Genomic DNA, 11,965 nt, shown 5'->3' with positions numbered 1-11,965 from the left:
GACCGGCGGGGGCACCGCCGGCGTACGGTGCCCCCGTTCCCGGGCCGGTCAGCCGACGGTGACCTCCGCCGTCAGCCGGCGGTCCTCGGCGCTGTGCGCGGCCTCGACGCGGTAGACGCCCTTGACCCGGCGCCAGCCGTCGTCCGCCTCGCTCCGCTGCCCTCCGCCTCCGCTCACTGCCGAGCCGTCGGCAGTGGAGCCCCAGACCGCGAAGGCCCGGTCCGGCAGCGGGATCTCGGCCTCGGCGCTCTCGCCCGGGGCCGCCTCGACGACGGCGAAGCCGGCCAGCCAGCGGTCCGGGCGCTCCGGAGCGTCCGGGGCGGCGTCCGCGGTGGGCGCCAGATAGATCTGGATGACCTCGCGCCCGTGCCGGTCACCGGCGTTGCGGACCCGCACCCGCACCGAGTCGGGGGTCGTGTCCAGCGACTCGTACTCCCAGTCGGTGTAGCCCAGGCCGTGACCGAAGGGGTAGGCGGGCGCGGTGGCGGACCGCTGCCAGGCGCGGTAGCCGATGAACACCCCTTCGGAGTACGGAAGTTGGCCGTCCGTCGGGGTGACGGTGGTGACCGGGGCGTCGGCCAGGCGGGCCGGCCAGGTGGTGGGGAGCCGGCCGCCCGGCTCATGGGCGCCGAGCAGGACATCGGCCAGCGCCGCGCCGGCCTCCTGGCCGGGGAACCAGCTCAGCAGCACGGCCGGGACCTGCGTGCGCCACGGCAGCTCCACCGGAGAGCCGGCGTTGACGACCACGACGGTGCGCGGGTTGGCGGCGGCGACCCGGGTGACCAGCTCGTCCTGGCGGCCCGGCAGCCGCAGATCGCGGCGGTCGAAGCCCTCGGACTCAACCTCTTCGGTGGTGGCGACGACGACGATCGCGACGTCGGCGTCGGCCGCGGCGCGCACCGCCTCCTCGATCCGCTCGTCCGCATCGGGCCGCGGCGGGTGGTGGCCGAGGGCGAAGCGCAGCCCGTCCAGCCCCTCGCCCCACTCCGGGCCGTCCGGCAGGAACCGCAGGGTCACCTCGGTACGCTCGCCCGCCGTCAGCTCCGCCGTCACCCGCCGCTCGACGGGGTTCAGGAAGGCCTCGAAGGGGTCGTTGCCCTCCGGCGCGCACCGGCCGTCGAAGAGGACCGAACCGCCGACGGTCAGCCGCAGTGCCCCGGTGCCGGAGACGGCGAAGGTGTGGCTGCCGCCGCACTCCGGGAGGTAGCTGCCGGTCAGCTCGACGGCGTGCAGATTCTGCCGGGTGACGCCCCGCGGGAGGCGGCCCATGGCCTGCACCGTGCCGTCCAACTGCGCTGTCTTGGCGAGGAGTTGACCGTCGGCGGCAACGTAGCGGGCGCAGAGCGTGAAGCCGTCGCGGGCGGACGGCACCCGGGTGCGTGCCTCGGCGCCGGCCGCGAAGGTGACCTCGACACCGTCGGGCAGCGCGGCACGCAGCCCCTCCAGGGGGGAGACCACCGCCTCGGGGAAGACGGTCGCGGACCCGCCGCCGAGCACCCTGGCGTCCCGCGCGGCCGCCCCGATGACCGCGACCCTGCGCAGGCCCGGACCATCGAGCGGCAGCGCCCGCCGCGCCCCGCCCACGGGCTCGTTGCGCAGCAGGACGCAGCCGCGCCGGGCGAGGTCGCGGGCCACCGCCCGGCCGTCGATCCCCCGGGGGACCGCGGACGGGTCCACCGCGGCCGGCACCCCGTCCAGACACCCCGTCCGAGCCGCGAGCAGCAGCACCCGGCGCACCGCGTCGTCCACCTCCGACTCCGCCACCTCACCCGCACGGACGACCTCGGCCAGCGGCGCGCCGTAGACCGTACGGGGCCCGGGCATCGCCACATCGAGGCCTCCGCGCAGGGCACGCACGGTGTCGCGGGCGGCCGTCCAGTCGGAGACGTTGCAGCCGTCGAAGCCCCATTCGCCGCGCAGCACGCCCTGCACCAGCGCGCGGTGCTCGGTCATGGTCGAGCCGTTGACCTGGTTGTAGGCGGTCATCACGGCCCAGGGGCGGGCGTTTTCGACGAGGTGCTCGAAGGGCGCGAGATAGAGCTCGCGCAGCGGGCGCGGGGCGATCCGGTTGTCGACGGTGAGCCGGTCGGTCTCGGCGTCGTTGCCGACGAAGTGCTTGACCGTCGCGCCGACGCCGCCCTCCTGCACCCCGCGGACGTATCCGGCGCCGATCACGCCGGTGAGCAGCGGGTCCTCCGAATAGCACTCGAAGTGGCGGCCGCCCAGCGGGGAGCGGTGCAGATTGACGGTCGGCGCCAGGAGGACGTGCACGCCCTTGCGGCGGGCCTCCTGCGCGAGGAGGTGGCCGGCCCGGCGGGCGAGTTCGGGGTCCCAGGTGGCGGCCAGTGCCGTGGGGCCGGGCAGGGCCACCGAGGGGTCCCCGGCGTTCCACTCCTGGCCCCGCACGCCGACCGGGCCGTCCGACATCACCAGCGACCGCAGCCCGATCGCCGGGACGGCCGGCAGCGTCCACATGTCCTGGCCGGACAGCAGCCGGACCTTGGTGTCGAGGTCGAGCGCGGCGAGCGCCCGCTCCACCGCCGCGGTGTGGGCCTGTGCGCGGTCACGGGCAGAAAGGCCGGCGTCAACACCGGCGGGCCCGTGGGTCTGGTCATCGGTCATGCAGCTCTCCGGTGTTCCCTGGGTGGTCGTGCGTTCCCCTGTCCGGATTCTGACCCGGCCACCAGGCACGCGGTAAGGACCGTTACTTTCCCGATACATCAGCCGTACGGGATCTCCACGCGAGGGATACGCTCGGCCGGTGACTGCACGAGACCAGGACGGATCCCGCGACGGCGGGCCGGGCGCGACACGGGCCGGTGGCGGCGGCCGGGAGGCCCGTCGCGCGGAGCGGCGGGAGACCATCCTGCAGGCGGCGATGGAGCTCATCGCGGAACGCGGCTACCGCCGCACCTCGCTGGCCGCCGTCGCCGAGCGCGCCGGACTGTCCCAGCAGGGGCTGCTGCACCACTTCCCGACGAAGGAACTGCTGCTGGTCGGCGTGCTGGAGGCGCGCGACCGCTGGGACCTGGCCTCGGCCGCCGCGGCGTCCGGCAGCCGCCGCACCGGCACCCTGGCCGCGCTCGTCGACTACAACGCCACCCGCCCCGGCATCGTCCGTACGTACACCGTGCTGTCCGCCGACAGCGTCACCGAGGACCACCCCGCCCGCGCCTTCTTCGAATCCCGGTTCCGCTCCGTACGCGCCTCGCTGGCCGAGGCGCTGCGGGCGGAGTGCGGCGACACCCTGCCCGGCGGCCTGACGCCCGAGCGGGCGGCGCCGCTGCTGGTCGCCGTGATGGACGGCCTCCAGCTGCAATGGCTGCTGGATCCGCAGGAGGTGGACATGCCGGCCGCGTTCCGGGACTTCCTCGCGCTGATGGAGCTGGGCGGCGGAGCGGGTGGGGAACAGGGCCCCGGCGGGCGGGGTGGCGAGCAGGCTGACGGGCCGGGTGGGGAAGAGGCCGACGGGCCCGGTAGCTAGCGGCTCGACTGCGTCGCCTTCACCGGTCTCGGGCCGGGCTCACCCCGGGTGCTGGTCGTCGTGAGAATCGTGCAAGGAGGGGGCGTAGGAGATCCCGACGATCAACCCCTCCGCCGTGAGAAGTCTGGCCACCGTCTGGCCCCACGGCTCGGTACGGGCCTGGTGCACCAGCTCGAAGCCCGCGCGCTGAAGCTCGGCGCCGGCGACTGTGACGGCTTCCGCGTTCGCCACCTCGAACTCGATCGATGCCTGCGGAACCACCCGGTCGGCGGGCCACTGAGCCGTGCCGAAGCATGCCTCGGCTGCCTGCGAGAGCGGCCACAGGCCGAAGTGCTTGCTTCCGGGGACGCTCCCGCTGGAGTAGTAGCCGTTGCCTTCCCCCTCCAGGGGGAGACCAAGAGCCTCGATGAACAGCTTGCGGCTCAGCGGCGGGTCGGCGACGACCACCGCCACGCTCGTGAGGAAGAGAACGTCCATGCCGGTGGTTTCGCCTCCTGCTGCGACGGGACTGCGAAGGCCGGAGATCCGGCTTCGGCACCGCTTCGAGCGGCCGGATCCCGCTCAACCTATCCGCCTGCTCCCCAAGGGCCGAGACACCCGCGCCAACACCGCCCTGAGTCACCCGATCGGGCTGGTGGCGAGCCGGAGCGTGGCTGACGGAGTCGCGCCGCTTCCGCAGCCGGGCACCGAGGGCCTCTACCGCCCCGCCCCGGGCGGCGCTTTACTCGCCCCCATGAGACGCATACGTACCAGGATGGGCGCGCTCGGAGTCGCGCTGCTGGCCGCCGCCCCGCTGTCGCTGACGGCACCGGCCCACGCCGCCACCGCGCCGGACAGCACGGTCGAGGAGGGCCGGCTGACGCAGGCCGCGCCGCAGGAGATCCTGCGGCGCAGCGGATTCGACGCCTGGGCCGGGGAGTTCGCGGCCGGGCTGGCGCGGGTGACGACGTACCCGGAGGCCAGGCGCTATGTCGCGGACGAGGGGCGGGCGCTGTGGCGGCGGGCCGTGGACCGGGCCCAGGGGCGCGGGCCGGACGGCGGCGATCTGAGCCGGGACGACGACCGGCCGCTGTACTGGGCGCGGCTGGGCATGACCGGCCAACTACGGGCGTGGCGGCCGGACTTCCCGCTGACCGGGGCCCGGCGCGCCGCTCTCCTCGACGCGCTGGAGCGGGGCTCGCGCGGACAGGACTCGATCGGCCTGCCGGCCGGACCGCACGTGCTGCGGATCGTGGTGACCGGATTCGACCCCTTCCAGCTGGACGACGACGCCCGCCGGAGCAATCCGTCGGGGGCGGCGGCGCTGGCCCTGGACGGGACCACCGTACGGACCGCCTCGGGTGAACCGGCCCGCATCGAGACCGCGGTCTTCCCGGTGCGCTGGGCCGACTTCGCGCAGGGCACGGTGGAACGCACCCTGCTGCCGCACTTCCGCAGCGGGCCGCGGCAGGCCGATCTGTTCACCACCATCAGCCAGGGACGGCCCGGGCGGTTCGACGTCGAGCGGACCAACGGGGCCTGGCGGGGCGGCTATCCGGACAATGCGCGGGCAGAGCGCACCGGGACCGTGCCGATTCCGCCGGGGGTGCCGACCGTACGGCCGCAGCCGCAGTGGACGGTCACCAGCCTGCCGTACGCGCGGATCGTGGCGGCCGGCACCGGTCCGTACCCGGTGGTCGACCACACCGCCGTCACGGAGATCCCGGCGGGCGGCACCACGCCCGTGGTGCGGCCGGACGGGCCGACCGCGGGATCCACGGCCCGTGCGGGCGGCGGCGGGGACTACCTGTCCAACGAGATCGCCTACCGGGCGACGCTGCTGCGGGACGCGGTGCGGCCGGCGCTGCCGGGCGGGCATCTGCACACCCCGGTGCTGGAGTTCGGCCCCGCCAACACGGACCCGTCCGGGCCGGTCACCGACCCGGACTTCGTCCGCAACCGGCTCGCGATCACCGGGCAGGTGCGGGCGATCCTGACGGTGGCGGCGTCCGGGGCCGCACGCCGGTAGCCGGGGGAGGCGGGCCGGTCCCAGCGCGGCACGCGGCGGGCGGGCCGGTTATCCACAGGCGCGCCCGCTCCGCGCCGTCGCGGGGCATCATGGGCGAATGATCATTGCTGCCGCACAATTCCCCTCCGTCCCGGGCGACATCGAGGCCAATGCCGCACGGATGGCCGCGCTCGTCGGCGAGGCCGCCGACCGCGGCGCCGGTCTGGTGGCGTTCTCCGAACTCGCGCTGACGCACTACGACCTGCGCCTGATAGCCGCCGATCCGGTGGGGATGACGGTCACCGAGGACGATGTCCGGCTGACGCCCGTACGCGAGGCCTGTCGGGCGGCCGGGATCGCGGCGGTGGTGAATGCGGCCGGCCGGGCCCGCGAAGGTGCGGCCGGGCCGACCATCTCCTCGTTCGTCCTGGGGCCGGACGGTGCGCTGCTCACCCGCTACGACAAGCGCCATCTGTCCGGGGAGGAGCGCAAGCTCTTCACACCGGGCGGCGCGGACGGCCGCTTCATGCTGGGCGGGATCCGGTTCGCGCTCGCCACCTGCCTGGACAGCAGCTTCCCCGAGGTGCCGGCGCGGGCCGCGGCGGACGGCTGCGGGGTGTATCTCGCCAGCGCCTTCCACGACTCGGCGGAGCGCGTGGAGCAGTACGCGGGACTGGCCCGGGACAGCGGACTGCAGGTGCTGCTGGCCAACGGCACCGGCATCGGCAGCTGCGGCCCGGGGTGCGGCCTCAGCGGCGGCTGGCTGCCGACCGGCGAGCGGGTGGCGGCGGCCGCGGAGTGGAGCGGGCCGGTCCCGGGCGACGGTGCGGAGCTGGTGCTGAGCGATGCCCGCGACCGCATCACACTGATGGCGGACCCGGCCATCACCGCGATACCCGTCAAGGAGTGCGACGAGCCGCTGGTGGACATCCGGACCGCGGCGCCCGCGCTGCTGGTGGCCGAAGACCGGAACGACGCCCGGGGGGACTTCGCGCACCTGCGCCAGGGAGTGCTGCAACGGCTGCTGACGGCCCAGGAGTTGCTGCCGGACGGGCTGCGGCTGCAGATCGTCGAGGGCTACCGGCCCCCGGCACTGCAGCGCCGCTACTTCGAGGAGTACGCCGAGGAACTGCGCGCCGCCTTCCCGGAACGGCCGGCGCAGCGCCTCCACCAGGACGCGAGCCGGTATGTGTCGCCCCCTGAGATAGCCCCGCACAGCGCGGGCGGGGCGGTGGATCTCACCCTGGTCACCACGGACGGCGACGAGGTCGACATGGGGACACCGATCGATGCCTCCCCCGAGGAGAGCGACGGCGCCTGCTACACGGGAGCGCCGGGGCTGTCCCCCGCCGCCCGCACCCACCGCCGGGTGCTGACCGCCGCCCTCACCGCAGCGGGCCTGGTCAACTACCCGACGGAGTGGTGGCACTGGTCCTACGGCGACCGCTACTGGGCACTGGCGACCGGCGCGGACCATGCGCTGTACGGGCCGAAGGAGCTGGAGCCGGACGGGGAGTGAGGTCCGGCCGGGCCGGCGGATCCCGTTGCGGGCCCCCGGCCCCGGCCAGGCCCACGGCGCCGGTACGGCCGCCGGCGCCGCACCGGTGTCAGCCCTGCGACGGCTCCTCGGGCTCCGTCGCCGCCCGTTCCGCCAGCTCCGCCAGCGTCGGATAGGACGGCTGGGCGCCCGGCTTGGTGACGGCGGCGGCGCCGACCCGTACGGCGAAACGCGCCGCCTCGGGCAGGGCGTCACCGCGGGCCAGGCGGGTGGCGAGGGCGCCGGTGAAGGCATCGCCGGCGCCGGTGGTGTCCACCGCCTTGACCCGCACCCCCGGGATGTCCTCGCTGCCCGAGGCGTCCAGGACCAGCGCACCGTCGCCGCCGAGGGTGACCACGACGGAGCGGGCGCCCTGCTCATGGAGCGCCCGCGCCCACTCGGCGGGGCTGCCGTCGGCGCGCCCGGACAGCTGCCGCGCCTCGTGCTCGTTGACCACCAACGGGTCCGCGACCGCCAGGAGTTCGGGAGCCAGGGGCGCCTCGGGCGCCGGTGAGGGGTTGAGGACGACCCGGGTGCCGGCCCGCTCCGCGGCCGCGGCCGCGGCCCGTACCGACTCCATGGGAATCTCCAGCTGGAGGGAGACCACCGAGGCGGCGGCGATGGTGTCCTGCGCGGCGGCCACGTCCCGCGGGGAGAGGGCGGCATTGGCGCCGGGCGAGACCACGATGCTGTTGTCGCCGTCCGGGTCGACGATGATCATCGCGGTGCCGCTGCGGGCCGCGTCGTCCACGATGACCGGGGCGACATCGGTGCCCGCCGCGCGCTGCGCGGCCAGCAGCATCTCGCCGAAGGCATCGCCGCCGACCCGCGCCAGCAGTGCGGTGCGCCCGCCGATCCGGGCCGCGGCGGCCGCTTGGTTGGCGCCCTTCCCGCCGGCCGATTCGACCAGGTCCGTACCGAGCACGGTCTCGCCCGCGCCGGGCCGCCGCTCGACCCGTACCGTCAGGTCCGCGTTGGCCGAGCCGACCACCAGGACGTCATACATGCACCGCTCTCCCACTTCTTCTCCTTCGTCGTCGGCGGCGGCCCGCCTCTGTCGTTGTCGGCGGCTGAGCCCGCCGCCGGGGCCGCGGGCTCAGCCGCCGAACGTCGCGGCGTTCTTCCCCGTCACCAGCACCACCGGCACCCTGACCGACCGCGGCAGCTTCTCACCGCGGGCGGCCTTCAGCGCCCAGTCCACGGCCTGTTTGCCGAGGAGTTCGGGCTGCTGGGCGACGGTCGCGGTCAGCGTGCCGCCGCGGACCGCCTTGACGCCGTCCGGAGTGCCGTCGAACGCCACCACCTTGACGTCCTTGCCGGAGCGGCCGCCCAGCGCCTTGGACGCGCCCAGAGCCATCTCGTCGTTGGCGGCGAACACCCCGCCGATGTCGTGGTGTGCCTGGAGCATGTTGGACATCACGTCCATGCCCTTGGTGCGGTCGAAGTCCGCGGGCTGCCGGGCGACGACCTGGATGCCGGGGTACTTCTTGATGCCTTCCTCGAAGCCCTGGCCGCGCTCCCGGGCGGCGGAGGTACCGGCCTGGCCCTCCAGGAAGGCCACCTTCCCCTTGCCGCCGAGCGAGTCGGCCAGCGTCTTCGCGGCGAGCCGGCCGCCCGCGACGTTGTCGGAGGCGATGGTCGAGCCGACCGTGCCGCCGTTGACACCGCGGTCGATGGAAATCACCGGCACCTTCGCCCGGTTGGCGACGCCGACGGCCGGGACGGCGGCGTCGGAGTCGACCGGGTTGATGATGGCCGCCTTGACGTTCTGGCTGGTGAACGTCTCCATCTGGTTGATCTGCTGGGTGGGGTCGTTCTGGGCGTCGGTGATGTTGAGGTGCAGACCGCGGGCGTCCGCCTCGGCCTGCGCGCCCTTCTTGATGCCGACGAAGAACGGGTTGTTCATCGTGGACAGTGCCAGCCCCAGGTCGGTGTTGCCCCCGCGGTCGCAGCCGGTCAGGGCCAGGGCGCCGGCCGCGGCCAGCGCGGCCACCAGCGACACCGTCCTCCGCGCCGTCGTGGTACGGGCCTTGGGCCGGGCGCCCGTACGGGCCGTGGGCCAGGCGTCCATACGAGACGTGGGCCTGTCGTCGCCCGTCCGGGAGCTCAACCGGGTCGCCGTCCTCCGAGCCGTCCTCCGCGCCATTCGGGTTACCGCCCGCCGCCCCATCCGCTCCGCCGTCCGCCGCGCCGTCATCGCGCGCTCCGGCGGCGCAGCGTGTCCAGGAGCACCGCCAGCGCGATGACCAGCCCGGTTGCCACCTGCTGCCAGAACGCCGAGACGCTCAGCAGATTGAGTCCGTTGCGCAGGACGGCCAGGATCAGGGCGCCGATCAGCGTGCCGGACGCCTTGCCGGAGCCGCCGGAGAGGCTGGCCCCGCCGATCACCACGGCGGCGATGGCGTCCAGCTCATAGCCGGTGGCGGCCTGCGGCTGGGCGGAGGTGAGCCGGGCCGCGAGCACGATGCCGGCGACCGCCGCGAACAGGCCGGACAGCGCATAGATCACGAGCTTGCGGCGCTTGACGTTGATACCGGAGAGCCGGGCCGCCTCCTCGTTGCCGCCGATCGCGAACATCGCACGGCCGGAGTACGTACGGGCCAGGATCAGTGCGGCGACCAGCCCCATCACGATCATGACGAGGACCGGCACCGGCAGCCACCCGCCGAGCGTGTCACCGAGCGCGGCGACCGTATCGGGGAAGGCGATCGGCGAACCTCCGGAGATGACCAGGGCCAGGCCCCGCCCGACCGAGAGCATCGCCAACGTGGCGATGAAGGCGGGCAGTTTGCCGTAGGCGACCAGCGCCCCGGAGACCAGGCCGGAGGCCGCACCGACCGCCAGGCCGAGGAGCACGGCCGTCCAGACCGGCAGGCCCTCGCCGGTGGCCGCCCAGGCCACCACCGTGGCGGAGAGCGCGGCGACCGAACCGACGGACAGATCGATTCCGGCCGAGACGATCACGAAGGTGACGCCGAACGCGAGGATCGCGGTGACCGACGCCTGGACGCCGACATTGAGCAGGTTCTGACCGTTGAGGAAGTCCCTGGACAGCACGGCCATCACCACGACCAGCGCGATCAGACCGCCGAGCGGGCCGTTCCTGAGGACCGCCCGGCTCAGCCACGGCGCCAGGCCGTCCCGGTCCGGTGCCCCTACCACCGCCTCGGCGGCGGCTCCTGTCTTCACCTCAGTGGACATCGGAGCCCTCCATCGCGCTCTCGTCGTGGTGCTTCGTGCTCGGGTGATCGGGCGTCTGGAGCGCCAGCTCCATCACGGCGTCCTGCGTGGCCGCTTCGACCGGCAGCTCACCGGCCAGCCGGCCCTGTGACATCACCAGCACCCGGTCGCTCATACCGAGCACCTCGGGCAGATCGCTGGAGATCATCAACACCGCCCGCCCGGACGCCGTCAGTTCGTTGATGAGCTGGTAGATCTCGACCTTCGCGCCGACGTCGATACCGCGGGTCGGCTCGTCGAGGATGAGCAGCCTGGCGTCCGTCAGCAGCCACTTGCCGATGACGATCTTCTGCTGGTTGCCGCCGGAGAGGGTGCCCGCGCGTTGCCCCAGACCACTCATCCGGACCCGCAACCGCTCGGCGACGGCGGCCGCTTCGCGCCGCTGGGTGCCCCGGTCCACCAGCCCGCCGCGGGTGTCGCGGTCGAGCCGGGCGAGGGTGAGGTTGTCCTGGAGCGACGCGTCGAGGACCAGGCCCTGGCCCTTGCGGTCCTCCGGTACGAGGCCGAGCCCGGCGCGCATCGCGGCCCGGACATCGCCGCGGGCCAGCTCCTTGCCGTCGATCTCGACCGTGCCGGCGTCGTAGCGGTCCACGCCGAAGATCGCCCGGACGACCTCGGTACGCCCCGCGCCGACCAGCCCGGCCAGGCCCACGACTTCACCGGCCCGCACCTCGAAGTCGATGCCCTCGAAGACCGGCCCGGCCGCGGCGCCGTGCCGGGTCAGCCCGCGGACGCGCAGCAAGGGCGCGCCGGGTGCGTCCGGGCGCTGCCTCGGGTACTGCTCGGCGATGTCCCGGCCCACCATCAGCCGGATCAGCTCGTCCTGGTCGGTGGCGGCCGGCACCTCCCGCACCGAGCGGCCGTCGCGCAGGACGGTGACCCGGTCGCCGAGGGCGCCGATCTCCTCCAGGTGGTGGGTGATGAAGATGATGCCGACGCCGGCGTCGCGCAGCTCACGGACGATCTCGAAGAGGGTCTCGACCTCCTCGGAGGTCAGCACCGCAGTTGGCTCGTCCATGATCAGAACACGGGCGTCCAGGCTGAGCGCTTTGGCGATCTCGACCATCTGGAGGCGGGCGATGCCCAGTTCGCAGACCGGGGTGTCCGGGGACACGTCCAGCCGTACGCGGCGCAGCAGCTCGGCGGCGCGCGCCCGCATCGCCTTCCTGTCGACCAGCCCGAGCCGGGTGCGCGGCTGGCGGCCCAGGAAGATGTTCTCGGCGACGGTCATCCCCGGGACGAGGTTGAACTCCTGGTAGATGGTGGCGATGCCGAGCCGCTCGGCGTCCTGCGCGGAACGGATGTGCACCTCGTGCAGACCGTCATGTAGACCGCCGTGCAGACCTTCGTGCGTGCCGTCCTGCCGACTGCCGTGCCCGGGGGCCTGCCCGCTGCCTTGGCCCGGGGCCTGCTCGCCGTCCTGCCGGCCGGCCGCGAGGATGCGGCCCGCGTCGGGGCGGTGGGCGCCGGAGAGCATCTTGATGAGGGTGCTCTTGCCCGCGCCGTTCTCGCCGAGCAGGACATGCACCTCACCGGCGCGCAGGGTCAGGTCCACGCCGTCCAGCGCGCGCACGCCCGGGAACGACTTCGTCACCCCCTCCACGCGCAGCAGTTGGCGGCCGCCCGGTACGTCGTCATTGACGCCGGTCATGCGCTGCACCTCTCTTCCTGGGCTGGCTTGCTTGGTGTGGTGGGGGGTGGGGGCGATGGGTTGGTG

General features: G+C 74.1%; 7 protein-coding genes and 1 pseudogene. 3 read left to right on the top strand and 5 right to left on the bottom strand.

Annotation, left to right across the window (positions count from 1 at the left end; translation table 11 throughout):
• Positions 1 to 48: 48 nt before the first annotated feature.
• Positions 49 to 2,622 carry a beta-glucosidase family protein gene (locus tag EST54_RS25315; protein ID WP_129250033.1) on the bottom strand — a complete coding sequence of 858 codons (2,574 nt, stop codon included), beginning with the start codon at positions 2,620 to 2,622 and terminating at the stop codon, positions 49 to 51.
• Between the two features lie 139 nt (positions 2,623 to 2,761).
• Here EST54_RS25315 and EST54_RS25310 point away from each other — a divergent pair, with 139 nt between their 5' ends.
• Positions 2,762 to 3,484: a TetR/AcrR family transcriptional regulator gene (locus EST54_RS25310; protein ID WP_129250032.1), complete on the top strand. Its 723-nt coding sequence runs from the start codon at positions 2,762 to 2,764 to the stop codon at positions 3,482 to 3,484.
• 39 nt (positions 3,485 to 3,523) lie between these two features.
• On the opposite strand, the gene EST54_RS25305 is transcribed toward EST54_RS25310, so the two are convergent.
• Entirely contained in the window at positions 3,524 to 3,961 is a 438-nt protein-coding gene (locus tag EST54_RS25305) for a VOC family protein (RefSeq protein ID WP_129250031.1), read from the bottom strand.
• 256 nt (positions 3,962 to 4,217) lie between these two features.
• Here EST54_RS25305 and EST54_RS25300 point away from each other — a divergent pair, with 256 nt between their 5' ends.
• Both EST54_RS25300 and EST54_RS25295 read left to right on the top strand, forming a co-directional pair.
• Positions 4,218 to 5,492, top strand: a complete 1,275-nt coding sequence (locus EST54_RS25300; RefSeq protein ID WP_129250030.1) for a pyroglutamyl peptidase — start codon at positions 4,218 to 4,220, stop codon at positions 5,490 to 5,492.
• A 97-nt stretch (positions 5,493 to 5,589) separates the two neighbouring features.
• Complete coding sequence (locus EST54_RS25295) at positions 5,590 to 6,990, top strand: nitrilase-related carbon-nitrogen hydrolase (RefSeq protein ID WP_129250029.1); 1,401 nt, start codon at positions 5,590 to 5,592, stop codon at positions 6,988 to 6,990.
• A gap of 88 nt (positions 6,991 to 7,078) precedes the next feature.
• On the opposite strand, the gene EST54_RS25290 is transcribed toward EST54_RS25295, so the two are convergent.
• The 3 genes and pseudogenes from EST54_RS25290 to EST54_RS25275 form a co-directional block, all read right to left on the bottom strand.
• Complete coding sequence (locus EST54_RS25290; RefSeq protein ID WP_129250049.1) at positions 7,079 to 8,014, bottom strand: ribokinase; 936 nt, start codon at positions 8,012 to 8,014, stop codon at positions 7,079 to 7,081.
• Positions 8,015 to 8,104: 90 nt separating this feature from the next.
• Positions 8,105 to 10,170: pseudogene (locus EST54_RS36285) on the bottom strand (ABC transporter permease/substrate-binding protein).
• Positions 10,171 to 10,198: 28 nt separating this feature from the next.
• Positions 10,199 to 11,899, bottom strand: a complete 1,701-nt coding sequence (locus EST54_RS25275; protein ID WP_129250027.1) for a sugar ABC transporter ATP-binding protein — start codon at positions 11,897 to 11,899, stop codon at positions 10,199 to 10,201.
• Positions 11,900 to 11,965 lie beyond the last annotated feature (66 nt).

This window comes from Streptomyces sioyaensis, from assembly GCF_004122735.1.
GTDB classification, from domain to species: Bacteria; Actinomycetota; Actinomycetes; order Streptomycetales; family Streptomycetaceae; genus Streptomyces; species Streptomyces sioyaensis.
Note: the sequence above shows the minus strand (reverse complement) of the source record. Positions and strands in the feature narration are given on the sequence as shown.

What these genes read in the sequence shown, in the direction of transcription:
- EST54_RS25290 (WP_129250049.1), bottom strand. Translation starts at nt 8,014, where the DNA reads ATGTATGACGTCCTGGTGGTCGGCTCGGCCAACGCGGACCTGACGGTA.
- EST54_RS25295 (WP_129250029.1), top strand. Translation starts at nt 5,590, where the DNA reads ATGATCATTGCTGCCGCACAATTCCCCTCCGTCCCGGGCGACATCGAG.
- EST54_RS25275 (WP_129250027.1), bottom strand. Translation starts at nt 11,899, where the DNA reads ATGACCGGCGTCAATGACGACGTACCGGGCGGCCGCCAACTGCTGCGC.
- EST54_RS25305 (WP_129250031.1), bottom strand. Translation starts at nt 3,961, where the DNA reads ATGGACGTTCTCTTCCTCACGAGCGTGGCGGTGGTCGTCGCCGACCCG.
- EST54_RS25300 (WP_129250030.1), top strand. Translation starts at nt 4,218, where the DNA reads ATGAGACGCATACGTACCAGGATGGGCGCGCTCGGAGTCGCGCTGCTG.
- EST54_RS25315 (WP_129250033.1), bottom strand. Translation starts at nt 2,622, where the DNA reads ATGACCGATGACCAGACCCACGGGCCCGCCGGTGTTGACGCCGGCCTT.